Source organism: Mycobacteroides chelonae CCUG 47445 (assembly GCF_001632805.1).
GTDB classification, from domain to species: Bacteria; Actinomycetota; Actinomycetes; order Mycobacteriales; family Mycobacteriaceae; genus Mycobacterium; species Mycobacterium chelonae.
In genome coordinates, this window is sequence record NZ_CP007220.1 from 459,468 (window position 1) to 485,323 (window position 25,856).

General features: G+C 64.2%; 22 protein-coding genes and 1 riboswitch. Of the genes, 9 read left to right on the forward strand and 13 right to left on the reverse strand.

All coding sequences use genetic code 11. From position 1 onward, the window contains the following. Window positions 1-3: 3 nt before the first annotated feature. The 4 genes from BB28_RS02335 to BB28_RS02355 all read right to left on the reverse strand — a co-directional run bounded on the left by BB28_RS02335 (window position 4) and on the right by BB28_RS02355 (window position 7,774). Window positions 4-1,263 (reverse strand): polysaccharide biosynthesis protein, encoded by a 1,260-nt coding sequence (locus BB28_RS02335; RefSeq protein WP_046252369.1) that lies wholly within the window; start codon window positions 1,261-1,263, stop codon window positions 4-6. Then, the gene (locus BB28_RS02340) at window positions 1,260-2,612 is read right to left on the reverse strand and encodes a M1 family metallopeptidase (protein ID WP_046252370.1); all 1,353 of its coding nucleotides are present in this window, start codon (window positions 2,610-2,612) and stop codon (window positions 1,260-1,262) included. The genes BB28_RS02335 and BB28_RS02340 overlap by 4 nt, the downstream gene beginning before the upstream one ends. Beyond that, the gene (locus tag BB28_RS02345) at window positions 2,609-6,613 is read right to left on the reverse strand and encodes a Pls/PosA family non-ribosomal peptide synthetase (RefSeq protein WP_046252371.1); all 4,005 of its coding nucleotides are present in this window, start codon (window positions 6,611-6,613) and stop codon (window positions 2,609-2,611) included. The genes BB28_RS02340 and BB28_RS02345 overlap by 4 nt, the downstream gene beginning before the upstream one ends. Window positions 6,614-6,793: 180 nt before the next feature. After that, window positions 6,794-7,774, reverse strand: a complete 981-nt coding sequence (locus BB28_RS02355; RefSeq protein ID WP_046252373.1) for a TerC family protein — start codon at window positions 7,772-7,774, stop codon at window positions 6,794-6,796. Window positions 7,775-8,030: 256 nt separating this feature from the next. Continuing rightward, window positions 8,031-8,143, forward strand: a riboswitch (SAM riboswitch). Window positions 8,144-8,175: 32 nt separating this feature from the next. Between BB28_RS02355 and BB28_RS02360 the strand changes: the two genes are divergently transcribed. From BB28_RS02360 to BB28_RS02375, 4 genes are all read left to right on the forward strand, one after another. Then, complete coding sequence (locus tag BB28_RS02360; protein WP_046252374.1) at window positions 8,176-9,501, forward strand: aminotransferase class V-fold PLP-dependent enzyme; 1,326 nt, start codon at window positions 8,176-8,178, stop codon at window positions 9,499-9,501. Window positions 9,502-9,584: 83 nt separating this feature from the next. Beyond that, window positions 9,585-11,174, forward strand: coding sequence for a flavin-containing monooxygenase (locus BB28_RS02365; RefSeq protein WP_046252375.1), 1,590 nt, complete (start codon window positions 9,585-9,587; stop codon window positions 11,172-11,174). After that, window positions 11,171-12,130 carry an SDR family NAD(P)-dependent oxidoreductase gene (locus tag BB28_RS02370; RefSeq protein ID WP_046252376.1) on the forward strand — a complete coding sequence of 320 codons (960 nt, stop codon included), beginning with the start codon at window positions 11,171-11,173 and terminating at the stop codon, window positions 12,128-12,130. The genes BB28_RS02365 and BB28_RS02370 overlap by 4 nt, the downstream gene beginning before the upstream one ends. A gap of 51 nt (window positions 12,131-12,181) precedes the next feature. Further along, the gene (locus tag BB28_RS02375) at window positions 12,182-12,619 is read left to right on the forward strand and encodes a hypothetical protein (protein WP_191985245.1); all 438 of its coding nucleotides are present in this window, start codon (window positions 12,182-12,184) and stop codon (window positions 12,617-12,619) included. Between the two features lie 12 nt (window positions 12,620-12,631). Here the strand turns inward: BB28_RS02375 and BB28_RS02380 are convergent, their stop codons facing one another. Further along, window positions 12,632-13,153, reverse strand: coding sequence for a 2-oxo-4-hydroxy-4-carboxy-5-ureidoimidazoline decarboxylase (locus BB28_RS02380; RefSeq protein WP_046252377.1), 522 nt, complete (start codon window positions 13,151-13,153; stop codon window positions 12,632-12,634). A 114-nt stretch (window positions 13,154-13,267) separates the two neighbouring features. Here BB28_RS02380 and BB28_RS02385 point away from each other — a divergent pair, with 114 nt between their 5' ends. After that, window positions 13,268-13,954 (forward strand): MmpS family transport accessory protein, encoded by a 687-nt coding sequence (locus BB28_RS02385; RefSeq protein ID WP_046252378.1) that lies wholly within the window; start codon window positions 13,268-13,270, stop codon window positions 13,952-13,954. On the opposite strand, the gene BB28_RS02390 is transcribed toward BB28_RS02385, so the two are convergent. Next, window positions 13,951-14,439, reverse strand: coding sequence for an inorganic diphosphatase (locus BB28_RS02390; protein WP_030095840.1), 489 nt, complete (start codon window positions 14,437-14,439; stop codon window positions 13,951-13,953). The genes BB28_RS02385 and BB28_RS02390 overlap by 4 nt on opposite strands. 105 nt (window positions 14,440-14,544) lie before the next feature. Between BB28_RS02390 and dacB the strand changes: the two genes are divergently transcribed. The 3 genes from dacB (at window position 14,545) to tilS (ending at window position 17,944) form a co-directional block, all read left to right on the forward strand. Continuing rightward, window positions 14,545-15,942 carry a D-alanyl-D-alanine carboxypeptidase/D-alanyl-D-alanine endopeptidase gene (gene dacB / locus BB28_RS02395; RefSeq protein WP_046252379.1) on the forward strand — a complete coding sequence of 466 codons (1,398 nt, stop codon included), beginning with the start codon at window positions 14,545-14,547 and terminating at the stop codon, window positions 15,940-15,942. Between the two features lie 68 nt (window positions 15,943-16,010). Continuing rightward, window positions 16,011-17,012: a zinc-dependent metalloprotease gene (locus tag BB28_RS02400; protein WP_162269710.1), complete on the forward strand. Its 1,002-nt coding sequence runs from the start codon at window positions 16,011-16,013 to the stop codon at window positions 17,010-17,012. A gap of 56 nt (window positions 17,013-17,068) precedes the next feature. Beyond that, window positions 17,069-17,944, forward strand: a complete 876-nt coding sequence (gene tilS, locus BB28_RS02405; protein WP_052740089.1) for a tRNA lysidine(34) synthetase TilS — start codon at window positions 17,069-17,071, stop codon at window positions 17,942-17,944. Here tilS and BB28_RS02410 read toward each other — a convergent pair. Next, window positions 17,941-19,437, reverse strand: coding sequence for a flavin-containing monooxygenase (locus BB28_RS02410; protein WP_046252381.1), 1,497 nt, complete (start codon window positions 19,435-19,437; stop codon window positions 17,941-17,943). The genes tilS and BB28_RS02410 overlap by 4 nt on opposite strands. An 89-nt stretch (window positions 19,438-19,526) precedes the next feature. Between BB28_RS02410 and hpt the strand changes: the two genes are divergently transcribed. Continuing rightward, on the forward strand, window positions 19,527-20,108 hold the full coding sequence (gene hpt / locus BB28_RS02415) for a hypoxanthine phosphoribosyltransferase (RefSeq protein ID WP_046252382.1): 582 nt from the start codon (window positions 19,527-19,529) through the stop codon (window positions 20,106-20,108). A gap of 28 nt (window positions 20,109-20,136) precedes the next feature. Here hpt and BB28_RS02420 read toward each other — a convergent pair whose 3' ends face one another. The 6 genes from BB28_RS02420 to BB28_RS02445 all read right to left on the reverse strand — a co-directional run bounded on the left by BB28_RS02420 (window position 20,137) and on the right by BB28_RS02445 (window position 25,799). Beyond that, a complete protein-coding gene (locus BB28_RS02420) occupies window positions 20,137-20,745 on the reverse strand; it encodes an SIMPL domain-containing protein (RefSeq protein WP_046252383.1) in 609 nt (202 codons plus the stop codon). A 3-nt stretch (window positions 20,746-20,748) separates the two neighbouring features. Then, on the reverse strand, window positions 20,749-21,498 hold the full coding sequence (locus BB28_RS02425) for an SIMPL domain-containing protein (RefSeq protein WP_046252384.1): 750 nt from the start codon (window positions 21,496-21,498) through the stop codon (window positions 20,749-20,751). Window positions 21,499-21,522: 24 nt separating this feature from the next. Next, a complete protein-coding gene (locus tag BB28_RS02430) occupies window positions 21,523-22,554 on the reverse strand; it encodes a zinc-binding dehydrogenase (RefSeq protein ID WP_046252385.1) in 1,032 nt (343 codons plus the stop codon). After that, window positions 22,554-23,747, reverse strand: a complete 1,194-nt coding sequence (locus tag BB28_RS02435; RefSeq protein WP_046252386.1) for an LLM class flavin-dependent oxidoreductase — start codon at window positions 23,745-23,747, stop codon at window positions 22,554-22,556. The genes BB28_RS02430 and BB28_RS02435 overlap by 1 nt, the downstream gene beginning before the upstream one ends. Next, entirely contained in the window at window positions 23,744-24,709 is a 966-nt protein-coding gene (locus BB28_RS02440; protein ID WP_046252387.1) for an alpha/beta fold hydrolase, read from the reverse strand. The genes BB28_RS02435 and BB28_RS02440 overlap by 4 nt, the downstream gene beginning before the upstream one ends. A gap of 271 nt (window positions 24,710-24,980) precedes the next feature. Further along, window positions 24,981-25,799: a Coq4 family protein gene (locus BB28_RS02445; RefSeq protein ID WP_046252388.1), complete on the reverse strand. Its 819-nt coding sequence runs from the start codon at window positions 25,797-25,799 to the stop codon at window positions 24,981-24,983. Between the last annotated feature and the right edge of the window lie 57 nt (window positions 25,800-25,856).

A 25,856-nucleotide genomic window follows, 5' to 3' on the forward strand; every position in this document is an offset into this window, starting at 1 on the left:
CGTTCAGTCGATGATCTCTTCGGTGGTTTCGGGGTCCCGCCAGAATGCGAGCGCGGCCAGATGCACCACGATCCCGACGACGGGTCCGCCGATCAACGCGATGACCGTTCGTTCCTCCAAAGCGAGCGGCAATAGCAACAGCAGCGCTGAGACCACTGTCGCGCCAACCCATCCCGCTGAGTACGCGAGATGTCGGGCATGTGCCACGGTGGCCGCCCCGGTCAACGTCAACAATGCGATCATCACCGCACCGGCGGTAAGCCAGCCCAGGAGCGGGCCGCCCGCCTGATACGCCGGATCGAACACCGTCCGCAGTAGCCACGGGCCGACGGACGCCGCGAGTGCAATACCCGCCGCTCCGACACCGATGATGATGACAGCCGGGGTGATGAGTGCGGTGAGGCGTCGGTCCCGCGCATCGACGAAGTGGGCGATGAGGTTGCCCTGCAGCGCGGTCAGCGGCACCAGGAGTGGTGCGCGGGTCAGCGTGACGGCCAGGATCACCACTCCACCGGTGGGGCCGAGATCGCCTGCCGTCGACTGCAATAGCACCGGGAAACCCATCACCAACACCGCACTGGCGGCGGCCGCGGCGATCGAATGCCGGGCCCCGCGCAGGAATTCCATGGTGTCGACCAGTGCGGGTACCTTGAGCGCCTCACGGGTCGGCTTGGAGATAACGGTGAGTAGTAACCACGACATCGATCCGGCCACCGTCGCCCAGAGATACCCGACCAGACCGAGGGTGGCCACAAACGTGACAACCGCTACCACCAGGCGAATCCCGGCATCGGTCACCATGAGAACGCCGTACTGAGTCCAGCGGCTCGATCCCGCCAGGGCGCCCAGGGTTGTCGCGTGCATGCAGAATCCGGCGAGCCCTCCGGCGAGCAATGCCACACTGAGCCAACGGAACTCGGTGAACACATGCGATGCCCACAGTGGCGCGGTGCCGACGACCCCTACGGCGGACGCGATGGCGAAGGCGAAGGCGATCCTGATCGGCAGGGTGGTGTCCAGCGGAGAACGTTCACGCTGCGCCAGCGATAGCCGCACTTCGCGAGTGGTCTCCTGCAGTAGCCCGTTCGCGGCGCCGGTCACCAAACCGAATGCGCCCCAGAAGACTCCGAATACCGAAAACAAGGAGGGGCCCAGTTCACGCGCAGCAAGGTACAGCACGGTGTAACCGCAGATGGCGCTGATGGCCGTGGCCACACCGATTCGTGCGACGCTGGAGCGGGTGCTGGGGCCGGCGTCGGTCACTTCCGGTCCAAGGGCGGGAGCTGCTTCTCATATAGCCATGCTGTCCACAGCGGCCGGAGTGATTCGTCAGAGTAGGCGGCCGCTAGGCCGGTGAAGTCGTCGGTGATGACGGTGCTGTGCCGGTAACGTGTGGTCCAGTCCTGCAGCAGTGTAAAGAATTTTGTGTCACCGAGCCGTAATCGCAACGCGTGCAATGTCAGTGCTCCACGTTTGTATACGCGATCATCGAACATCAGCTGTGGGCCGGGATCGGCCAGAATCAAATCTTGGGGGAGATCTTTCAGTTTTTGGTGATAGTGGCGGGCGCGGGCATCGGCGGACGGCCCCCCGGACTCCTCGGACCAGAGCCATTCGGCGTAACAGGCAAACCCTTCGTGGAGCCAGATATCGCGCCAGCGGCGGGCGGTGACGCTGTTGCCGAACCACTGATGCGCCAACTCGTGTGCCACCAGGCGCTCGGAGTGTCGCTCCCCGTCACAATGGTTTGCCCCGAACACTGAAATACCTTGCGCCTCAAGAGGAATCTCGAGATCATCGTCGGTGACCACCACGGTGTACCCGGCCGCGAACGGGTAAGGGCCGAACTGTTTGACGAACAGCTTCATCATCTGGGGCTGCCTGCCGAAGTCATGCTCGAACCGTTCGCGCAGCCGTGAGGGCAGCGCGGCATTCATCGAGATCGGGTTCTTCGCGAGCTTGATCGTCTGGTAGTCGCCGATCTGTAGTGTCGCCAAATACGGCGCCATCGGCTCGGGCTGTTCGTATGTCCAGGTTGTGTGCGCGGCCCGGACTCGACGGGATACCAACTCCCCGTTGGAGACAACACAATATGGGCTGTCACTGCTGATGACGAACCGATAGCTTGCCTTGGAGCTGGGATGGTCGTCACAGGGGAACCAGGATGCCGCGCCGTTAGGCTGCCCGGCCACCAGCACCCCGTTGGACAGCTCCTCGAATCCGACGTCGCCCCACACGCTGTTGATGGCTCGAGGTGATCCGCCATACCGAATGACGATGGTCATGGCGGCTCCCGCTGGGATGGCGGTCACCAGCTTGATGGTGATCTTTCCGGCGCGGTGCCCGAAATGCTCTGGACGCCTGCCGTTCACGGTCACCTTTGAGACGCCGAGGGCATCGGCAAGGTCAAGGGTGAATTCCTTGAGGGTGGCAAGGGTGACGGCCGTGATCGTCGCGGTACCGGTCAGCCGGTTGATGGCGACCTTGTACTCCAGCTCCAGCTCATAGCGTGACACCCGATATCCGTAGTTGCCGTTTTGCGGCAGATAGGGATCGATGACGGGAGGCCGTGGGGGTAGCCGCTTGGCCGCCTTCTTGCCTGGTTTGGTCATGCGGCCCCGGAATTCTTACCGGGGGAAACCTTGCCGCCCTTGGGCTTCTTCGGTGCCATCGGATCCAGTTTGCCCCATGGAGAAATGGGGTTGCCCTGCCACCTGGTCGACGGGGGTACGACGTCACCGCGGACGACCAGTGATGCCGGACCGACGGTGGCGCCCGCGCCCAGCTCGGCGGCGGGAAGCGCCACGCAGTGCGGGCCGAGGGTGGCGCCCTCACCGAGGGTCACGGTGTCCATCCGCATGATCCGGTCGTGGAAGAGGTGCGTCTGCACCACGCAGCCGCGGTTCACGGTCGCACCCTTGCCTAGGGTCACCAGATCGGCCTCCGGCAGCCAATACGTCTCGCACCACACTCCGCGGCCGATCTTGGCGCCCAGGCCGCGTAGCCACCAGTTCTGCATCACCGTTCCCGATGCGGCGCGTGCGAACCACACGGCGGCAACGGTTTCCACGAAGGTATCGGCGACCTCGTTAAGCCAGACGAACGAGGACCAGAGCGGCTTTTCCACGGCCTTGGTGCGCCCGACCACAACCCACTTGGCCACGACGCTCACCACACCAGCCACAGCACCGGCGACCAGCAGCACCACACCGCTCAGTGCGCCGGCAACCCAGAAGTTGAACCGGATGGCGATTGTCTGCAGAGTCAGCAGCACCCCGACACCGATCCCGAACGTCACGATGATCGGGATGATGCGGCAGGTCTCCACGATTCCCCGCATCACCTTGAGGCGGAACGGTGGCTCGAAGGTAAGCGCGGAATCAGCACCATCGGCCTTTCTTCGTAACCGCTTTGGTGGGCTACCGATCCACGACGAGCCCGACTTCGCCTTATGCGGAGTGGCGGACAGGACGGCGACCAGCGCGTCATTGGGAACCTTGCGTCCCGGTTGGGTGATCCCCGAGTTCCCCAGGAATGCGCGCTTGCCGATTCTGGCCTTGGCGATGTGGATCCAGCCGCCGCCCAACTCGTACGACGCGACCATAGTGTCGTCGGCCAGAAACGCACCGTCGTCGACCTCGGTGAACTTCGGCACCAGCAGGGCCGTCGAAATCTCGGTGTCCTTGCCGATCTTCGCCCCCAGGATGCGCAGCCACCATGGGGTCAGTTGGCTGGCATAGATGGGGAACAGATAGTTCCGGGCCGCATCCATGAGGCGCTCGGTGGCCCACAGTTGCCAGCCCTGCCGGCTGCGGACGGGGTGATAACCCTCGTGCACGCCGATCGACAGCAGCCGCACCAGCACAACGGTGATGGCGGCGTACACGACCACGCTGACCAGCGCCGCCCCCGGCGTCCAGATGAGCGCGGGCACCACGGCCTGGCAGATCGTCGCCGTATTCCTGATGCCGAAGGCCACCACACCTAGCCCGGCGGCCAGCGCAAGCAGGGGCAGTCCGCCCAGCAGAATCGACGTCACCCCATAGATCGGTACCCATTGCCCGGCGCGGGGCGGACGGTAATCGGGCCAGGGATGGCGGGCCTTGCCCGACTTCACGGCCGGTGAGCCCTTCCAGTACTGACCGTTCTTGACTCTTCCGACGACACCGGAAGCCGGTGCCACATCGGCGTTCTTACCGATGACCGCACCCGGCAACAGGGTGGTGCGGGCCCCAACAGTGGCGTCCTCGCCGATGACGATCGGGCCGACATGGAACTTGTCGCCGTCAACCCAATGCCCGGACAAGTCGACCTCGGGTTCAACGGAACTGCGGTCGCCGAGTTCCAGCCAGCCCGTCACCGGTGGTGACGAATGCAGGTCGACCCCATTGCCTACCCGGGCGCCCAGTGCGCGGGCGTAATACACCATCCACGGTGCGCCGGAGAGGTTTTCGGCGCCGCTCGCGGTGGCGAGGCGATCGGCGATCCACACCCGCAGGTGCACGCTTCCGCCGCGCTCGTACGTCCCCGGCTTGACCCCGGAGAGCAGCAGTCGCGCCCCGATGACGGTGATACTCATGCGACCCAGGGGGGTGATGAAGAGCAGGAAGGCTGCCAGCAGCACCCACCAGTTGACCGTGACCAGCCAGGGCACATTGCTGAATGCTGCGAACACGTTGTTGGCCAGGGCGAGCCATGTGGCCCATTGCAGGCCGGTGAGGGTGGTCAGTGGAATGGTCGCCACCAACTGCGCCAGCTCGGTGAGCCGGGGCACCGGCTTCACGGTCCGGGGTTCGACCTCGACGGGAGGGGCGAGCTCATCCAGATAAGTGGCCAGCGATCCGAGCCGCGGCTGGTCGTACAGGTTCGCGACGGTCACCTGCGGATAGCGTTGTCGCAACGCCGCGACCAGCTGTGCGGCGGACAGCGATCCGCCGCCGAGAGCGAAGAAGTCGGCTTCGGGCCCGTCGACTGAGGCAGCCAGGATGTCGCGCCACAGTCCGGCAAGCCAGCCCATGGTGCCGCCCAGTTCGGTTGCGTCATCGTCGGTATCCGCGCCCGGCGGTGGCCAGGGCAGTGCGTTGCGATCGACCTTTCCCGATGTGCGCGTGGGCAGCTCGTCAAGTTTGACCAGTCGCGGCACCAGCGCGGCGGGAAGTGATTCGGCCAAGCTGGCGCGGGCGGCGGCGATATCGAAGTTGGGATCGGCGCTGGCGATGTAGCCGACCAACAGTGGGGTGCCACTGGCAGTCTTGCGCACCGCGGCCGCACCACCACTGACACCGGGCAGATTGACCAGTGCCGCATCTACCTCACCGAGTTCGATACGGCGGCCGCCGACCTTCACCTGGTCGTCGGCACGGCCCTGGAAGTACAGACCGTCGGGCTCCAAGCGCACCAGATCACCGCTGCGATAGGCCCGCGACCACCCCAGAGTCTGGAGCGGAGCGTACTTTTCGGCGTCCTTTTCGGGATCGAGGTATTTGGCCAGGCCGACACCGCCGATGACGAGTTCACCGACCTCGCCGTAGCCGACTTGGTTGCCCTGCGGATCCACAACGGCCAGATCCCAACCCGGAAGGGGCAACCCGATGCTGACAGGGCTTACCCCGTCGAGCCGCGCGGCGCAGGCCACCACGGTCGCCTCGGTGGGGCCGTAGGTGTTCCACACTTCGCGTGCGGCGCCGTCCTCGCCGGTGGCCAGTCGCTCGGCCAGATCCGGTGGGCAGGCTTCGCCCCCGAAAATCAGCAGCCGCACCGCCTCGAGCGCTTCGGCCGGCCACAACGCGGCCAACGTGGGCACCGTCGACACCACCGTGACATCGCGGGACACCAGCCACGGACCCAGATCCATGCCGCTGCGCACCAGGGAACGCGGCGCGGGTACTAGGCAGGCGCCGTAGCGCCAGGCGAGCCACATTTCCTCACAGGAGGCGTCGAAGGCCACGGAGAGTCCAGCGAGAACCCGATCATCCGGACCAATCGGATTGTCCGGCAAGAACATCTGCGCTTCCGCGTCGACGAAGGCCGCCGCGTTGCGATGTGTCACCGCCACGCCCTTCGGGGTGCCGGTGGATCCCGAGGTGAAGATGATCCACGCGTCGTCGCGAGGTGTGGGTTTCGCGGCGCGCCAGCCCCGCGACGATCCGGGTCCACGAACGAGTCCGTCGGGGGTGATCACGGCGGCCACTTGTGCCTCGCCGAAAACCAGGGCGGCACGTTCGTCCGGATCGTCGGCGTCTACCGGAACGTACGCGGCTCCCGCGGCCAGGGTGGCCAGGATGGCCACGTAGAGCGAGTAGCTGCCGGAGGGCATTCGGATACCGACGCGATCACCGCGACCGATTCCCCGTGCCCCGAGCCACTCGACACTGGCCTCGACGTCGACGATCAGCTCGGAATACGTGAGCTGGATGGTGCCGTCATCGATGGCGGGTGCATCGGGGTGCTCGGCGGCCGTTGAGTAGAGGATGTCGATCAGTGTCCGGGCCGGAGGGGCCGACCTACCGAGCAAGTACTGCGGTGGCACCGGATGGGCCGGGGCTTCCTGAACGGCGGGCTCGGGAGCCTCTTCGCCCGCGCGGTTAGTGGGTGACTCGTCGGGGCCGGTCACGCTGCTCCTCGTTAATTTCCGCGTCGGATCTATGGGCCTGGAGGGGTACCGCAGCGAGCCTATCGGTCCGGCTGCGGCTGGGCTCGCCGCCGCGCGGAAGCGCTCCCGCGGGCACGGTGAGCCCGTCGCCGCCAAGTTTGCCACGGTGGACCGCGCCGTCCACCACGCAGGCGTTGGGCACTAGCCTTCTTGAGCAGTGCGCCGGGTCTTGTACAGGCTGGCGACGGTGGTGATGAGCAGCGTCACGACGATCACCGCAAGGCTTGCCAGCGTGGGGATCTCGGGCACGTGCACCGGCTCGCCGCCGTTGATGAAGGGCAGCTCGTTCTCGTGTAGCGCGTGCAGGATCAGTTTGACGCCGATGAAGAACAGGATGAAGGCCAGCCCCTGCGACAGGTACACCAGACGCTTGAGCATGTCGCCAAGCAGGAAGTACAGCTGGCGCAGACCCATGAGGGCGAACACGTTGGCCGTGAACACCAGATAGGGCTCCTTGGTGAGCCCGTAGATCGCGGGAATCGAGTCCAGGGCGAAGAGAAGGTCGGTGGTGCCCAGGGCGACGATCACCAGGAACATCGGTGTCATCAGTCTGGCGCCGTTCGCACTGTTATCCCGGACCCACAGTCGCAGACCGTCCCACTTGTCGGTGGTCCGCAGGTGCTTGCGGGCGAACTGCACCACGGCGTTATCGGCGTCATCGTCGTGCTCGGTGTCCCGGGCCAGGTTGATAGCGGTGTACACCAGGAACGCGCCGAAAAGGTAGAAGATCCAGGAGAACTGCTCGATGGCCACCGCGCCCAGCGCGATGAAGATGCCGCGGAAGATCAGCGCCAAAATTATGCCGATCAGCAGCGCTTCCTGCTGATAGACACGGGGAACTTTGAAGCTGGCCATGATGATCAAGAAGATGAACAGGTTGTCCACCGACAGGCTGTACTCGGTGAGCCAGCCCGCGAAGAACTCCAGCCCGAACTGGCTGCCGTGGAAGAACCACACCCACAGACCGAAGGCCACGGCGAGCCCTATGTAGATGCTCAGGGCAGTAGCGGTCTCGCGGACGGTGGGCTCATGAGGGCGCCTACCGATCACCACGACGTCAACCAGCAAGATCGCGACCGTGACGGCCAGGGTGATGATCCACTCGAGCTGGGATACCTGCATTGAATAACCTCCGGTCGCCAAAACGCCGGAGGTCTCTTCCGCCGATACGTGACCGGCCCGCGGCACCGACCGGTCCGACAATGGCCGATGTGATGACGACACCGCAGCGAAGGAATACTCCCCTCCACTAGTCAGTGTGCCCTACGGCGCGGGGATCGGAAAATCGGGCCGGATCAACGACGCGCCATCGCGCATTTGAAATCACCCTGCGCAATGCGCTTGACGATGGACGTGCCCGGTGGGCACACTGCCCTCAGGTCATGAGAACCAGCGATAAGCCCTGGCTAGCTGGTCGGCAACCCTCCTCCACGGTGGGGTGCTCCAGGTGACGACCTGGCCGCGCTCAACCGGGCGTGGCAAGCGTGGACTCGCCGGGCGGGTCCGGTGAGATGGGATGTCACATGTCAGTGTCCACACAATTTGGGTCTGAGCGAGCCGCTGCGCGTGTCGTCGGAGCAGATGTCAAAGTGCCCCTGGCACAAGGCGGTTGGATCAGATACGCCAACTTCGACTATGCGGCGAGCGCACCCGCGCTCGGCGATGTCGCGGACCGCGTCAACGAGTTGCTGCCCTACTACGCCAGCGTGCACCGTGGCGCCGGATATGCGTCGCGCGTGTGCACGACGGTGTACGAGGGTGCCCGGGAAACGGTGGGGCGTTTCGTGGGAGCGGCCCCCGACCACCACGTGATCTTTACCCGCAACACCACCGACTCGCTCAATCTGCTCGCTTCCGCGGTGCCGGGTGGGGCGGATTCGGAAAGCCGGCGACACCCAAATGTGGTGGTGCTAGATATCGAACATCACGCAAACCTGTTGACCTGGCAGCGATATGGCGCCCGAGTGGTAGCGCATCGAGCCACTGTCGCGGATACCGTCGCTGCGCTGGATGAGGAACTCGCCCGGCAGCCTGCCGCGCTGCTGGCCGTTACCGGCGCATCGAACGTCACTGGCGAGGTGTTGCCGTTGGCTGAACTGGCTGTCGTTGCCCACCGGCACGGCGCGAGGATCGCCGTTGACGGAGCGCAGTTGGTTCCACATCGTCGCATCGACCTGGCGGCAACCGGAATCGACTACCTCGCGTTCTCCGGGCACAAACTGTATGCCCCGTTTGGTGCCGGAGTCCTTGTTGGACAAAGTGACTGGCTTGATGCCGCGCGGCCCTACCTGGCAGGCGGGGGTGCGGTGCGCAATGTCGGCATCGACGGGGCCGAGTGGCTCGTCGGGCCGCAGCGGCATGAGGCGGGCACCCCCAATGTGGTCGGCGTTGCCGCCGTGGCAGCGGCATGCGAGGCATTGGCGGCCCTGGGAGAGATAGGCCGCCTCGAAGAAGCGCTCACCGCCCAACTCCGGGAGGGGCTCGATGCGATCGAAGGCGTTGACACTCTTCGCATCTGGGAAGGCGGCCGAGACGTACTAGGCATCGTGTCCTTCACAGTCGACGGATACACGCCGTCGGTGGCCGCCGCGTATCTGTCGGCTGAACACGGAATCGGGGTGCGCGACGGCAGATTCTGCGCGCATCCGCTGCTCGCCAGATTGGGTGCTCCGGGTGGCGCGCTACGCGCAAGTGTCGGGCTAGGGACTACTGCGGGTGACATCACCCGCCTCGTCGATGCGATCGGTCAGCTTGTCCACCATGGCCTGACCCTGACCTACCTCGAGCGGGACGGACAGGTGGGGCCCGCTGACGATCCGCGGCCACTGCCGGACTTCCTGGTGGCCTGACGCCGAATCGTAGTACCCGTAACTCCTAATACGTGATACTTTCAGTCCGACACATCACAGGGTCGGACTGACAAGGACGTCGAATGACTAGTACACGTGTGCGGGGTAGCGAAGCCAATGGCCGGGAACGGGTTGTTCCTGACCATGAAGTCGTGATCATCGGAGCAGGCTTCGGCGGTATCGGAGCAGGTGTTGAGCTCACCAAAAGGGGAGTCCACGATTTCGTGATCTTGGAAAAGTGGGGGGCCGCTGGCGGCACCTGGCACGCGAACAAGTATCCGGGCGTGGCCGTTGATATCCCGACCTTTATCTACAGTTTTTCCTACGACCAGAAGACCACCTGGTCGAAGTTCTTCACTCCGGGTGATGAACTTGAGGAATACGCCAACGAGCTCGTCGACAAGCACGACCTGCGCCGCAAGATCCGCTTCAATACACGCGTGGTTCGTCAGGAATTTGATGAGTCACAAAACATCTGGGCACTTACCCTGGACGATGACACCGTCATCACCGGTCGGCATGTGATCGCCGCGACGGGCGGACTGGAGCAACCCAAGCTCCCAGAAATAGACGGTATCGATTCCTATCAGGGCGTGTTGATGCATACCGCGCTCTGGGACAAGGATGTTCAGCTTGCCGGCAAGAGGGTGGCGGTCATCGGAACCGGAGCCACCTCGCTGCAGCTGGTTCCCGAGATCGCCCCGGAGGTTGGCCACCTCACCGTCTTTCAGCGCACGCCCATCTACGTGGGGCCTAAACCTGACTTGAAGTACAACGCGTTTTGGCGGGCACTGTTCGGATTCCCCGGTGTTGCCAAGGGTATTCGACACGCGATCAATCTCAGCACCGCGTACATTCCGGATGCTGTTTTCAACCTCGACTCCAAATATGTCGAATCGGCCTCGTTGGCCCTGGCCAACAGGATTCGCTCCTGGATGCGGACGCAGGTCGATGATCCGGTGACGCGCGAGAAGCTGCTGCCCTACTACGGATTTGGCTGTAAGCGTCCATCGTTCTCCAACACCTACCTCAAGACGTTCAACCGGCCCAACGTGGACTTGGTGACCGAACCGATTCAGCGGATCACCGAAAAGGGTCTGCTGACCGCGGACGGCGTCGAGCATGAAGTAGATGTATTGATCTGTGCTACCGGATTCGCGATCTGGGATCACATGCCGGCCTTCCCGACTGCCGGGCGAGGCGGCAAGGACTTGAAACGGTTCTTCCAGGAGAGTCGTTATCAGGCGTACCAGGGTGTTTCGATTCCCGAGTACCCCAACTTCTTCCTTGTTCTGGGGCCGTACGGATACGTGTTCGGGCCGTATCACATGCTGATCGAATCGACGACCGCGCACGCGGCCCGGGTCATCGCGGAAACCAAGAAGCGCGGTGCCACCACCGCCGAGGTCAAGCAGGACGTGCACCAGGCCTACTTCGACAAGATGCACCAGCGCAACAAGAACCACCTGTGGCTCTCTCCGGCGTGTTCGACTGCCAACACCTACTACATCGACAATCACGGTGATTCGCCTTTCCGCCCAGGTGGTTTCGGTGAGATGTATTTCCACAACAAATACTTCCGGTTGGACAACTATCGCTACGGCACCGAGACGGTGGCGCCCGTGGTGAAGGTGGCATCGAGGCGCAAGCGCAACAAGGAGGTCGTCGGATGAGACTGCTACCCGCACGTAAACCAGATCTTGTTGTGGTGACCGGCGCCGGTAGCGGCATCGGCCGGGCCATCGCTATCCAATTCGCCAGGGGCGGTGCGGAGGTGGTGGCGTCGGATCTGGACCTAACAACCGCGCAGGAGACGGCGGAGATCATTCACAACAAGGGGCTGCGTGCCGTCGCGTTTCAGCTCGATGTCACCGATCCGGCAGCCTGGGAGCGGTTCGCCGATCAGGTGCGTGCCGAATACGGTGTGCCCGATGTGCTGGTGAATAACGCGGGCATCATGGTTGGCGGACGCTTCTTCGACCTCGAGCAAGAGCACTGGGAAAAGCAGTTCCGGGTCAACGTGTTTGGTGTTGCATATGGCGGGCGTGTCTTTGGCAAGCAGATGGCCGAACGGGGTCGTGGCGGTCAAATCGTCAACATCGCCTCGGCGGGGGCCATCACTCCGACACCGGTCTTTCCTGCCTACTCTGCCTCCAAGGCGGCGGTGAAGATGTTGAGCGAGTGCATGCGGATGGAACTGGGACCCAAGGGAATCGGCGTGTCCGCGGTATGTCCTGGCTTCATCAACACCAATATCGGGGTAAACGCCACCGTGGCCGGCGTGGACCTCCCTGATGACGTACGTGAGCGTGTGAACAACGTCATGAGGGCCTTCCAGTCCTCTGCCCCGATGCGAGTGCTGGATCAGTTGATCGGTCCCCCGCAGGTTGCCCGGGCCACGGTCCGCGCGGCGCGCTACAACTTTGCGGTGGCTCCGGTGCGTCCCGAAGCGTGGCTGGGCTACTTCTTGAGCAGGCTCCTACCAGGTCTCAATCGACATTTCATGTATCCGATCCCGTACTGGCTCGGATTGGATATCGACTCGCTCATGCCGAGAGTGCAACGCGTCATCGACAACCTGACCGAACGCGCACCGACGCCGCCGGTCTCCGAGGAGTCGCCGGTGTGATCGGGGCTGATCCGCTCACCCGGAATTGAACGATGGCTCTACCGCGACCTCGTGGGTACCGTGGCGTCTGTGGCAACACAACATCAAACGTTTCGGGTCTTCACTGACGACGCGGCCGGCTGGCTGGAACTGACCAACGGAACGGGTGTTACCGCACGCGTCAACGCCGCCGATCTCAAACAGGCGCAGCGGGCCAGGCACGCGCTGCGCGCCGCACGTAAGGACGCACCTGCAGTCATCCTGGATGTCTACGTGCACATCGAGGCCGATTCCCGTTCGGCACGTAAGCATTTTGCGAGCCTGCGAGTTCCCTCGGCGGTGTCGTATGCGGGCACGCCAGAAGGGCTGGCGGGTCTGATCGCCGATATCTACCTGGCCGGTGTCGCCGACGGGGTGACCCTGATCCCGGTGTCGCCCACCACAGATATCGGTTGTGCCGCACGCCGCGTATTCGCATTGCTGCCGCAGCGCGTACCGCTGGCGGCGTAGTACGCGGCTAGCTCACCAGTTGTCGTATCCGCCCTCGGGGCCGAGCATGCGCTCCAGACGGGTGCGGTTGATCTTTGCGAGCTCGTTGCGGGTCACCTTGCGTTCGGTGTCCACGTCGTGATGCATGCGGTCGGAGATCGCACGCAATACGGAGGCGCCGTTCTGTCCGCACAGGTGCATGACGAAGCGATGGCCGAAGTGGTGCTCGTACCGGTGGGCAGCGGCCCGCAACGCTGCCATCATTCCCGGGGTTTCATCACGGATTGCGCACTGTTCGGCATGTGAACGCGCGCTTCCCGGACGTCTGCCCAGCGGTGGATAGGCGATCAGTACCTCGTCCAGTGACTCCTCGGACAGGGCGAAGAGCTCGTTGTCGGCGTACCGGAACAGGGCATCGTGATCGGCGAACGGCCGGGCGGCGGCGATCTTCCGCGCCCAGGTCACGCTGCCACCGCACTCGTAGAGCGCGTGGACCGCTTTGGTGTCGGGCATCTCGTTGAACGTGTCGCGGCCGATGCCCTGATGCATCAACATAGAACCATGATTCGACGGGGCGCCGCTGTTCGCTAGAGGGGGACCGTGCATTTTGCAGGAGCTTAACGCGACGTAACATTGCTCCCGGGAGCACTGGGGAAGGAGTGGGGGACAGTGACGGATCCGGCCTGGCAGGAGTACCCGCAGGAGCCGTGGCCGCCGGGCGAGCCGATCCCCTATCCCGAGGATCCGAAACCCCCGAAGTGGCCGTGGATAGTCGCCGGCGTCAGCATCCTGGCGGTGCTGGCGATCGCGCTGACCGCGATTCTGGTCGTCACCCGCCGAACCGAGGTGGCCGCACCGACGACAGTCACGGTCACCCCTTCGACGACCTGGACGGGGCCCAATGACGTCCCCTTGCCGTCGATAACGACGACGGAGCCACCTCCGCCATCGCCACCCCCGCCTAACCCCAGCACCGGTGTCGAAACCACGCCAACGACCACTGAGGCGCCGCCGGTGCCCACCACGACTGAGGCGCCCACCCCGGTGCCCACTACGGGTCAGGGTCCCGGGGGGTCGGGGAACGGCGGCAAGAGCGTCACCTACAGCGTGGGTGGTCAGGGCGGCGGGGTCAATGTCGCCTATATGACGGACAACGACTATGTGCGTGTGTCGAATATTTCGCAGCCGTGGGCAGTCTCGGTGACGATTACACGTCGGGACGTTCCGCTGACCATGAATGTCACCATGGTCGGTGAGGGCACCATCAGCTGTTCTATCACCGTTGACGGAGTGACCGTCGCCCAAAGCAGCACCGACGTGTTCGCCGTCGTGTGCCAGGCGCCTATGCCGGGCTAGTGTCCCTGGGTCTTGAGGCGCTCGAACGACGCGGTGACCTCGGCTTCGGCCTCGGCGCGGCCCACCCAGTCGGCGGCCTCGACGAACTTGCCGGGCTCGAGGTCCTTGTAGTGCACGAAAAAGTGCTTGATGGCGTCCAGCTCGAAGCTCGACACGTCACCGATGTCCTGGATGTGATCCCAGCGCGGATCGCCCGCGGGCACACACAGCACCTTGTCGTCGCCGCCGCCGTCGTCGACCATCTTGAACATGCCGACGGGCCGTGCCTCGACGATCACGCCCGGGAAGACGGGCTCGGGCAGGAGCAGCAGGGCGTCTAGCGGATCGCCGTCCTCACCGAGGGTGTTCTCGATGAAGCCGTAATCGGTGGGGTAGGCCATCGGCGTGTAGAGGTAGCGGTCCAGACGCACCCGGCCGGTCACGTGATCGACCTCGTACTTGTTGCGCTGACCCTTGGGGATCTCGATGGTGACGTCGAACTCCACACCCGCTCCTTGAATGTCGGTGGTACTTAGCCTGTCAAGTCTGTCTGTCAGTCTTCGCGCAAGCGCTCGTCCAGCGGGCACCAGGATAGCGATACCCTGCAGAGCATGGTCACCGCCAGGGCACTTGATCCGCGTCGCTGGCGGCGCTCTACCCATGTCCTGCTCGCCGTCGCCGTCGTGCTGGCGATTGCCGCGTTGGTGCTCGTGGCCTCGCTGACCACCGGAGCCGCCACCTCCCATCAATTGCAGGGCGCCGATCCGGAGCCGGTACTCGTCACCCCCAAACCCGGCGTTGTTCCGGTTTCCGATTCCGCGCCGGTTCCGACGGCGGACGGTTTGGCGCAGGCGCTGGACAAGGCGCTGGCCGATCCGGCGCTCGCCATGTTCACCGGCCGGATCACCGATGCACTGACGGGCCGCGAATTGTGGCAACAGGGTTCGACCGTGCCGATGGTGCCGGCGTCCACCAACAAGGTGTTGACTGCGGCGGCGGCGCTGATCACCCTCGATCGCGACGCCAAACTCACCACTTCGGTAGTGGCCGATACTGCGGGGCAGCGCGGATTGGTGACATTGGTCGGTGGCGGAGATCCGATCCTCAGTGCGGCGCCGGCGGGCACCGACACCTGGTACCGCGACGCCGCCCGTATCAGTGATCTTGCCGACCAGGTGCGTAAGTCGGGTGTCACCGTCACCTCAATCACGGTGGATATCAGCCAATTTGGTGGACCGTCGATGGCGCCCGGGTGGGACCCGGCAGATATCGACGGCGGTGACGTCGCGCCGATCCAGGCTGTGATGCTCGATGCCGGACGCACACAGCCGACCGACTATGACTCGCGCCGTTCCACCACTCCCGCATTGGACGCGGGGCGTGCACTCGCCACCGCGCTGGGGGCTGACCCGGATACGGTGCGATTGGATGCTGCGCCCCCGGCGGCGAAATCCATTGCCTCCGTGCAGTCGGCGCCGCTGATGGAGCGGCTGCGGGAGATGATGAATGCCTCCGACAATGTCATGGCAGAGACGATCGGCCGCGAGGTGGCGCTGGCTTCGGGTCGGCCGCAGACGTTCTCCGGAACCGTCGATGCGGTCACGAGCCAGTTACGTAGCGCAGGAATCGATCTCACGGGCCTGACGTTGCGTGATTCCAGTGGATTGTCGGTGGACGACAGGGTGACGGCACGCACCCTCGACGAGGTCATCGGAGCGGCCGCCGGCCCCGATCAGCCGAAGCTGCGACCGCTGCTGGATGTGCTGCCCATCGCCGGCGGCAGCGGCACGCTCTCGGAACGCTTCGTCCTCCAAAACCAAGCCTCGGCGGGCTGGTTGCGCGCCAAAACCGGGTCGCTCACCGGGGTGAACACATTGGCAGGTGTGGTCACCGACATCAGCGGCCGCGTGCTCACCTTCACGTTGATGCAGAACCAGGCCACCGCCCCGACCGCGCGCAACGCGGTGGATAACACCGCGGCAGTGCTGCGGTCATGCGGATGTAGCTGATGACCACGCCGGATCGCGTCGCGAAGCGCGGAGCCGGAACCGAGCGTCCCGAGTTGACGGTTGGCCGCATGGTCAACTGGGAGTTCGCGGCCACCGTGGGCGCCAAGTTGGCACGACCCGCGCCGCCCACCACCGAATACACCCGCCAGCAGGCCATCGCCGAGCTCTCGGATGCGGCGCGGCGTGCGGAAGCTCCGGTGCGTGAGCTCACCGGGCTGGCCGATGGGCTGGTGGTTCCGGAGGCGCGGATCATTGATCGCCCCAGCTGGATTGCGGCGGCAGCCGAGTCCATGCGGGTGATGGCCGGCGGTGACGGCGGCGCCTCGGGATTTTTGTCCGGCCGCCTTACCGGGGCGCAAACCGGCGCTGTGCTGGCGTTCGTCTCGTCGGGCATTCTCGGGCAGTATGACCCGTTCACCGCGGAAGGGGCGGGCGCGTTACTGCTGGTGTATCCGAATATCATCGCGGTGGAACGTCAACTTCGGGTGATGCCAAGCGATTTCCGGATGTGGGTGTGTCTGCATGAGGTGACGCACCGCGTGCAGTTCTCGGCCAACCCGTGGCTGGCGGACTACATGTCGGGCACGCTGGCGACACTCGCACATGAACAAGAAGAGGATGTGGCCGGCATGCTCGGCAGGCTGGCCGAGTTTGTCCGATCTCCGAAAGGGCAGGGCGAGAACGGGATTGTCGACCTGCTGCGCGCCATGCAATCCGACAGTGGCAGGGATGCACTGGATCGTCTGCTGGTGCTGGGAACCCTTCTCGAAGGACATGCCGACCACGTCATGGATGCGGTGGGTCCGGCCGTGGTCCCCTCGGTGGCATCCATAAGGTCGCGCTTCGAGGCGCGGCGTTCACGCAAGCAGCCACCGCTGCAACGGGTCATCCGTGCGCTCATCGGCATGGATGCCAAGATGCGTCAGTACACCCGCGGCAAGAGATTTGTCGATCATGTGGTGGGAACGGTGGGGATGGAGCGCTTCAACACCATCTGGCAAGACCCCGAGACGTTACCCAAGCCTGCCGAAATCGAGGACCCGGACCTGTGGATCGCCCGAGTTCTCTAGCACTGCGGCGGGCTGTCAAAGCCTTTGGTGCGCAGTATCTCCCGAATACCGAAGCAGTGGCCGTGGCGCTCTCGGGCGGCGCTGATTCGCTGGCACTCGCGGCGGCTGCCGTCGGGCAGGGCTGGGCGGTGACCGCGCTGATCGTCGACCACGGGCTGCAGCAGTCCTCGGCCGAGGTTGCGGCCCAGGCGCGGAATCAGGCGTTGGCCCTGGGATGTCGTGACACGTCGGTTCTTACTGTGGCCGTTGACGGCCCGGGCGGTCTGGAAGCGGCTGCCCGGGCTGCCCGGTATGCCGCGCTGCGCCAGGCCAGTGACGGGCTGCCTGTGCTTCTTGCCCATACACTCGATGACCAAGCTGAGACGGTGCTGCTGGGGCTCGGGCGAGGATCCGGGGGGCGTTCCATCGCCGGAATGCGCCCATGGGATGCCCCCTGGGGGCGCCCGTTCCTGGATATTCGTCGCGCCGAGACACGTGCGGCCTGCACCGAATGGGGTCTTACCCCATGGGAAGACCCGCACAATGTGGATCCGCGCTTCGTCCGCGTGCGTCTGCGTCATGAGGTGCTGCCGTTACTGGAGCAGGTTCTCGGAGGTGGTGTGGCCGAGGCCCTCGCCCGAACCGCGGCCTCGCTACGCGAGGACGGCGATGTGCTCGACGAGCAGGCGCGGGCGGCCTTCTCCGGTGCGGGTTCACTCGAGGTCTCGGGACTGCGCGATGTGGCACCCGCCGTGCGCAGGCGGGTGATCAGACTTTGGCTGCTGGCCGGTGGCGCACAGGATCTGAACGACAGCCAGATTCGGGCGGTGGATGGGCTCATCGGCCAGTGGCATGGGCAGGGCGGGGTCGCGGTGGGCGCTGACTTGCCGTACCAGCGCCTGGTGGCCTCGAGGTCGGGTGACCGGCTGGTGCTGTCGATCCACGACGTCTAAGTGATTGCGAAGTCCTCGCGTTTCGGCGAGGTGAGCGTACGGCGGTAGTCGACGGGAGGCCAGGGCCACAGCTCCGGTACGCCGTCGGCTCCCAGATACCAGCTGTCACATCCCGAGGACCACACGGTATTGGGCATGGCCCGCCGCACCTCGGCGTTGAAGGTATCTGCGGCATGCGTGGTCGGTGCCACCGATTGAACTCGGCCGTAACGTATTTCGTCGATCCAATGCATCGCGAACTTCACCTGCGTCTCGGCGATCGAGATTAGCGAGTTGTTTCCGATCGGACTGTTCGGCCCGATCAGGAGAAAGAAGTTCGGGAATCCGGCCAGGCCCACGGCGCGGTACGCGCGCGGCCCGTCGCTCCAGACCTCGCTGAGCTTGACCCCGGCGCGGCCGAGAACCTCCATCGGACGCAAATAGGAATGAGCGTCAAAACCTGTGGCACACACCAGGATGTCGAGCTCATGCAGCACCCCGTCGTTTGTGATGACGCCCTGTGGCACGATGCGTTCGATACCCTCCGTGACGATCGCGACGTTGGGGCGTTGTACCGCCTTGAAGAACGGCACCGACATGACCAGTCGTCGGCACAGTGGCTCGTAATCGGGATGCAGCTTCTCGCGCAGCGCGCGATCGCGGATGAGTAGCCGATGCGATGCCCGCACGAACCCCTGGATGAGTCGGCGCCGTACACCGGGATTGACCACAGATCCGCCCACGCCCCGCTCGAAGTAGAAGCGCCACAATCGATAAGAGAACATGTTAAGTATCGGTACCCGGGACCACATCGATTTCGACATGGACGAGTAGGTGAAGTTGGGCACCGGTGCGACCCACTGTGCCGAGCGCTGGAACACCGAGAGGCTCTGCACCTCGCCGGCCAGCGCGCTGATGATCTGGACTCCCGAGGATCCGGTGCCGATAAGCCCGACCCGTTTCCCCACGTACTGCACGGAGTGGTCCCACCGGGCCGAGTGAAAGCACGGACCGGCGAAGGTGCGCAGCCCGTCGATATCGGGAAGACGGGGAAGATGCAGCACTCCGGTGGCACTGACCACGACGTCAGCGGTGTCGCGGCTGCCGTCCGAAATTTCCAACTCCCAGTGGGATTGGTCCGGCCCGTCCACCCATTCGGCTCGGGTGACGGCTGCGCCGAATCGGATGTGCTGGCGCAGACCCTGCTCGTCGGCGAATCTCACGAAGTATTGGTGGATCTCTGGACCTGGTGAGAAGCCTTTGGTCCAACCGGGATTCGGGGCGAAGGAGTAGGAGTAGTAGCGCGACGGCACATCGCACTGCAGGCCGGGGTAGGTGTTGTCCCGCCAGGTTCCGCCGACCTCGTCGGCCTTCTCGTAGACGGTGAAGCTGGCGATGCCCCGGTGCCGGAGGGTGGAGGCCATGCACAGACCGGACATGCCAGCCCCAATTACCACTACGCGGATATCGCGGGACGGCAGCTCGTCGCCTGCTCCGTAAGCGCCATTGCTCACGTTTCCATAGTGGCCTATTTCGTAAACAAAGTCACTAGCCAATGTCACCGGCTTGGTGAGCTTGCGTTCTCCATGGCACGCTGTCCGTCGTGACCTGCGAACAGCAACAGTCATGCGGCGAGCAATACAGCGGCGACGTGAAATCGGTGCTCCTCACCGAGGAGCAGATTCGTGCCCGGACTCAGGAGCTTGGCGCCGCCATCGGCGAAAAGTATCGCGACATCGAGGGCGACCTGCTGCTGGTGACCGTGCTCAAGGGTGCCGTCATGTTTGTCTCGGATTTGGCCAGGGCCATCCCCATCCCGACCCAGATGGAGTTCATGGCGGTCAGCTCGTATGGCTCGGCAACCTCGTCCTCCGGTGTGGTGCGCATCCTCAAGGATCTGGATAGGGACATCCAGAACCTCGACGTCCTGATCGTCGAGGACATCATCGATTCCGGGCTGACCCTGAGCTGGCTCATGCGGAACCTCACCTCGCGCGGCCCACGGTCATTGAACGTGGTTTCGCTGCTGCGCAAGCCCGAGGCTAAGAAGGTCGACGTCGACGTCGCTCTCGTCGGCTTCGAGATCCCCAATGAATTCGTGGTCGGTTACGGGCTCGACTACGGCGAGCGATACCGCGATCTGCCTTTCATCGGCACGTTGCACCCGCGCGTCTATACCGGCTAACTGCCTTTGACGGTCCTCGTGTGGGCGCTCATGCTAGCTCCCAGGTCACGGTGATGTCGGCGCTGACGGTCTGCTGACCCGCCTCCACCGGTGGCCCGCTCGCCGCACGCAGCATTGCGAACTCTGCCCGCGGGGACGGGCTCGAATGGCTTCCGGTCTCGTCGATGCGCAGCACCTTGCCCAGCGTCCCCCCGGACAGGGTTGCGTACTGCTCGGCCCGGGCCCTGGCATCGGCGAATGCCCGTTCACGTGCCTGGGTCGCGAGATCGGTGCTGTCCTGCAGATCAAAGCTGACCCCGGACAGCTGTGCGGCCTCACCTCCCGCGGTGACGGCCTTATCCAGCACATCGGAGACCTTCGACAGGTCGCGGACGGTGATCCGTACCGAGTTGTCGGCCGAGTACCCGGTGATCTTGTTGCCGTCGAATTGCGGGTGCACCGACATCCATGCGGTTCTCACGTCTTCGGCGGACACACCCGAGTCGAGCACTGCATCGATCACCGCACGGGCCTTGGCCTTCACGTCGGCCATCACCCCGGCGATACGCCGTGAGCGGACCGACACACCGACCGTGGCCATGAATACGTCGGGACTACCGCTGGCCTCGCCGTGGCCGACAACCGTGATGTCACCCATCGCTTAGGTCAGCTCCCAGATGACGCTTACCTCGAATGTCACCGTCTGCTGTCCGGGTTCCAGCGGTGGCGCGAACGACGCGTCAGCTTGCATGGGTGCCCGCTTACCCATCATCGGCGCGGGGGGAGGCACCGATCCGTGGGATTCGTCGATACGCAACACCTTGCCCAGTTTGGAGCCCGATAGGCCGGCGTACTGCTCGGCGCGGGCCTTCGCGTCGTTGAAGGCACGCTCCCGCGCACCCTTCACCAGGTCGGCGTCGTTGTCCAGATCGAAGCTGACCCCTGACAGCCGTGCCGCGTCACCGCCGGCCTGCACTGCTTTGTCCAGGACTTCGGATGCCTTCTTGAGATCGCGGACGTTGATACGCACCGAGTTGGTCGCGTTGTACCCGGTGATACGTGCGGGACCGCCCTGCGGGTATGTCTGTTCGGGCTGGATGGACAGCTCGTTGGTCTGCACGTCCTCGCGGGCCACCCCGGCGCCGACCACGGCGTCGATGACGGCCTGAGCCTTCTCGCTGGCCTGAGACAGTGCCCCGGAGACGTCCTTGGCGGTCACCGATACGCCCACATCGGCACGCAGGACATCGGGTGCACCTTTGACCTCGCCCTTGCCGACGACCGTCACGTTCCGAGTGGACTCTGGGCTGCCGGTGGAATCATCACCGCAGCCGGCCAGGAGCACCGCCATCGCCGCGGTGGCAGCCACCGCGGCCGTCCGGGTCAGTGCTGTCCGTCTTTGTACCCGCATGTCACTTCCTGTCCTCCCCAACCTTTACGGCACCACCAATATCTTGCAGTGGTGTCCCGGATCGCCGAGATCGGCAAATGCCGATCCGACATCTTCCAGACCTACCTCACCTGTAACGAGGTGCGCAACATCGATCTCGCCGTGCGCGATTCGCCGTAGCGTCTCGGAGAACTCTGTCGGGTCATAGGCGAGTACGAATTGAAGCGCAACTTCCTTGGCGATCCCGAAGTAGGGGGTGATGGCATCGGGCTCCATGCAGACGCCCACAACCACCACCCGTGAGCTGTGCGGCGCATCCCTCAACACGGTGTTGAGAATGCCCGGCACACCGACGGCCTCGAAGATCACCGGCGCGCCCTTGCCGACTCGGGACCAGGCCTCGAAGGCGGGCTCGACGCCGGGGTCGACGATCTCGTGTGCTCCCATGCGCCGGGCAAGATCACGCCGCGCGGGGGAGTAGTCCGCGGCGACAACAGGCTCGATGCCGAGGTTATGCAGGGCCGCTATCACCGCAATGCCGACCGGGCCACACCCGATGACGATCGCTCCAGTACCGGGTTGGATGCCCGATTTGTTGACGGCATGCAGACCGACCGCCATCGGTTCGGTGAGTGCGGCGTGCCGCGGGTCGAGGCCGTTGGGGATGGGTAGCAGCAGCTGAGCGCTCAACAGCATCTGCTCGGCGTAGCCGCCGAGTGTGCTGTTGCTATAGACGATGGGTTCGATTCCCTTGGCAGATAGCAAGATTGGAATTGAAGTCACAGCGGTCCCTGGCGCGGGGGCCTGCGTCCCCGGCCCAGCCTCGATCACTTCGGCGGCGAACTCATGTCCCATAAAGACATCGGCGCCCAGGTCGACGCCGTCGGTAAGGCTGGGCATGCCGGCCATCTGCTTGGACAGTTCGATGGCTTGCGCACCGTGCTTTGCGAAATGAAGGTCGGATCCGCAGATTCCGCATGCGGTGACCTTGACGAGTACCTGTCCTTCTCCGGGCACCGGGTCGGCCACATCGTCTCGATAGACCATCGCGCCGTTGCGCAGCACCGATGCTCGCATCACGCATGCCCTTTCTGTGCTCGGTCGTTCTGATGTTCGCCGATGGCCTTGGCGACGGCCTCGCCGGCACGGCCCAGGAGCTCGCCGCGCTTGGCCTGCGCCCAGTCGTGCGAGATCCTGGCGGCGGTGAGCTGTCCCGTAAAATGCGGAATCACCTTGCGGGCGAACAGTTCATAGGATTTGAACGTGGCCTCCGGTGAAGCCCAATCGTGCCCCAGCATCAGGAATGTACCGAAGCCGCCCGACTTGTCGAGCAGGCCCTGGACGTAGTCGATGGCATCGTCGGGAGTCCCGATGCAGCAGTTCCCTTCGTCCACATAGGCCTTGACGAACTCGCGTGGGTCCGCCTGCACGCCGTCTACTTCATTCGCAAGCGGCAGCACCCCGACGGCACCGAAGTAGTGTGCGTAGTCCGGCAGACCGTACGTACAGTCCTCGATGGCCTGCTCACGTGTTTCGGCGAGGTGCATGATGCCGAGCACCCGCCAGCTGGACCGATCTGGTTCGGGGTGGCCGTGGGCGGCCGCCTGTTCACGCACCACTTCCCAGGCGTTCTCCAATGCCGCGAATCCACCCGGGATCGATGCTGACAAGGACAGCAGGCCGGCGCCGAGCTTTCCGGCCAGCCGCGGACCCGAAGGGGAAAACATCGCCGCGGTAAGGATTTCCGGATAGGGGTGGGTGTAGGGGCGCAGCTGCAGCTGTGCATCCCGCAAAGTGAACCAGGATGTTTCGCGGCTAATGCGCTCATCCGGTGCCGCGCGCAGCAGCGCCAGGATCGCCTCCAGCGACTCCTCCTGCATCTGGCGCTGGTCGAGCGGGTCGATGCCCATCATGTACGCGTCCGTCGGCAGCGCACCGGGTCCGGTACCGAATATGACACGGCCCCGGGTGATGTGGTCCAGCAGAATCCAGCGATCCACCACCATCAATGGATGGTGGTAGGGCAGTGACACCACCCCAGTGCCCAGCCTGATGTGCTTGGTGCGCTCGGCCGCAGCGGCAATGAAGACTTCGGGGCAGGAGATCAACTCGTAGCCGCCGGAGTGATGCTCACCAAACCAGGCCTCGTCATAACCCAGCCGATCCAGGGCAACCACCCGGTCTAGGTCGTACTCCAGTGCGGTGGTGGGGTTTTGGCCGACAGGATGAAACGGGGTGATGAAGGCACCGAATCGCAGTGGGGTGCTCATCGCGCAACCTGTTGCAGGAATTCCAGGAGCGCGGCATTGACCTCGTCGGGCCGCTCCTGCTGAATCCAGTGTCCAGCGCCATCGATCAGGATGTCACCGCGGTTATCGGTGCGGTATTTCAGACTCCCCGCGTGGTCGGTGAAACCGAGAACAGGGTCGGCTGCGCCCGCGATGAACAAAGAGGGCACAACGACATTGGCTCCGGCCAGGCGCTCGGTCAGCGCCCAGTTGCGATCGAAGTTCCGGTACCAGTTCAGCCCTCCAGTGAACCCCGTGCGGGTGAATTCCGCGACGTAATGGTCCAGTTCGGTCTGGCTCAGCCATCCGGGAAGCTCGCCGGGATCGGACATGCGCTCGATGAATCCGGCCGGGCCGGGTGCGATCATCGTGGCGCCGTCGGTGTGGGCCATGCCTATCAGCATGCGGCGCATCGTGGCGGTGGGATCACGGCTGAGATCGACGTCTGCGACCCCCGGCTCCTGGAAGTACAGGATGTAGAAGAAGTTGTCGCCGAACAGCTTTTTCCACGCCTGGGTAGGAGCCACCTGGCTACGCCGGGTGAAGGGGACCGACAGCCCGACGACACCTTCGACGCGTTCAGGGACAGCGAGTGCGGTATGCCAGGTGACGACGGCGCCCCAGTCGTGCCCGATGAAGGTCGCCTTGCCGGCGCCCACCTCATCCAGGATGCCCAGCAGGTCATCGGACAGCGCTTCGATGTTGTAGTCGTCGATGTGCGCTGGTGAACTCGACCTGCCATAACCCCGCTGGTCGGGGGCGATCACGTGATATCCAGCGGCGGCGAGTGCCGGAATCTGGTGGCGCCAGGAGTAGGCCAACTCAGGGAAGCCATGGGCCAGAACGACTACGGGCTGGCCCTGCTCACCCGCCTCGACGATGCGCAGGTGCACGCCGTTCGTGGCGATGTCACGTTCCCGGATATCCACAGCGGCATCGGTCATCAGCGCATTCTCACCTTCTGAGGGTGGCCAACAGCGTTGTTGTCGCTTCTTCGCCGTGCGGGCTCGTCAGCGTCGTGATTGCCACTAAACCACAACACGCAATCGGCGACCAGGACGCTGATCGTGGTCACATCGGAGTGACCGAGGGCGCTCGGCTCCGAACCCATGTTGTGTACGCGGGTATTCTAAATATTAGACATTCTGGTGATTTTGTCCGCTAATGATCTGCCGCGGGTCGTGGGTGGGTGAATCGTGTTGATTTGGTGGCGATTCAGGCCGCGAGAGGGCCCGCGGCGAGGATGCGCTCGTAGTTCCAGGGTGTCGGTGGCTTGATGGAAGGCGGTGTCCATTCGGTGGTCCACCTACCCTGCGGATGCGCCACCTCGACCGGGCTCACCCCCAGGGCCGACTGGGCCTCGCGATAGGGCAACTCGAGTAGCTCCTCCCAGGGCGCGGCCATCAGCAGGTCGGCACGACGGCCACGCTCCACCGCCTGGCGGTAGTAGCGGAGTTTGAACGGTGCTGAGGCACCCGGAAGGGTGAGGGCGCCGAACATCCCGAGCTTCTTCAGCGGTCCTGCGGGTTCCATTTGTCCGCAATGGAATCCGATGTTGGCCATTTCGCCGGCGACGTCGGGACCGTAACCGCCGATGGTGTGGAACATGTCATGAAGGGCGGTACCCCTGATGATCATGTAGTAGAAGTCTTCGTCCCAGTTGTTCTTCTCGGCGATCGGCCTGATGATGTTCGCTTCGCCGAAGACGCCTGCGTCGAGTTTGTTGGTGTTCAGGAACGACAGGTAGGCGTGCCCCAGGCTGCCGAATGGCAGGGAATTCAGATACTCCACATCGTTGAGTACGGCGAGCAGGTCTGGCTTGTTTTTGAACAGTTTTCGGCCATTCGGATGGGCCCGCACCTGATAGTAGGAACGCGCGAAGACCGGCGCCTCCATGCCGAGGAACGCCTCATAGATGTCGCCGTGGTACTTGGCATCAATCAGCATGCGCCAAGCCCTCAGCCAGGGTGTCCATGTTGTGCGGTCTGGTACTGCACCGCCGGGATTAGAGTATTTGGCCAGGTCGGTTTGCATGCGATCAATAATAGGCAGATCTATAGAAGTGTCAATATATTACCTGAGGAGGCGGCT

Excerpts from the sequence above, each read along its gene's own strand:
- BB28_RS02340 (WP_046252370.1), bottom strand. The coding sequence starts at position 2,612 with ATGACCAAACCAGGCAAGAAGGCGGCCAAGCGGCTACCCCCACGGCCT.
- BB28_RS02355 (WP_046252373.1), bottom strand. The coding sequence starts at position 7,774 with ATGCAGGTATCCCAGCTCGAGTGGATCATCACCCTGGCCGTCACGGTC.
- BB28_RS02360 (WP_046252374.1), top strand. The coding sequence starts at position 8,176 with ATGTCAGTGTCCACACAATTTGGGTCTGAGCGAGCCGCTGCGCGTGTC.
- BB28_RS02365 (WP_046252375.1), top strand. The coding sequence starts at position 9,585 with ATGACTAGTACACGTGTGCGGGGTAGCGAAGCCAATGGCCGGGAACGG.
- BB28_RS02370 (WP_046252376.1), top strand. The coding sequence starts at position 11,171 with ATGAGACTGCTACCCGCACGTAAACCAGATCTTGTTGTGGTGACCGGC.
- BB28_RS02380 (WP_046252377.1), bottom strand. The coding sequence starts at position 13,153 with ATGTTGATGCATCAGGGCATCGGCCGCGACACGTTCAACGAGATGCCC.
- dacB (WP_046252379.1), top strand. The coding sequence starts at position 14,545 with ATGGTCACCGCCAGGGCACTTGATCCGCGTCGCTGGCGGCGCTCTACC.
- BB28_RS02400 (WP_162269710.1), top strand. The coding sequence starts at position 16,011 with ATGGTCAACTGGGAGTTCGCGGCCACCGTGGGCGCCAAGTTGGCACGA.
- BB28_RS02420 (WP_046252383.1), bottom strand. The coding sequence starts at position 20,745 with ATGGGTGACATCACGGTTGTCGGCCACGGCGAGGCCAGCGGTAGTCCC.
- BB28_RS02425 (WP_046252384.1), bottom strand. The coding sequence starts at position 21,498 with ATGCGGGTACAAAGACGGACAGCACTGACCCGGACGGCCGCGGTGGCT.
- BB28_RS02430 (WP_046252385.1), bottom strand. The coding sequence starts at position 22,554 with ATGCGAGCATCGGTGCTGCGCAACGGCGCGATGGTCTATCGAGACGAT.
- BB28_RS02435 (WP_046252386.1), bottom strand. The coding sequence starts at position 23,747 with ATGAGCACCCCACTGCGATTCGGTGCCTTCATCACCCCGTTTCATCCT.
- BB28_RS02440 (WP_046252387.1), bottom strand. The coding sequence starts at position 24,709 with ATGACCGATGCCGCTGTGGATATCCGGGAACGTGACATCGCCACGAAC.
- BB28_RS02445 (WP_046252388.1), bottom strand. The coding sequence starts at position 25,799 with ATGCAAACCGACCTGGCCAAATACTCTAATCCCGGCGGTGCAGTACCA.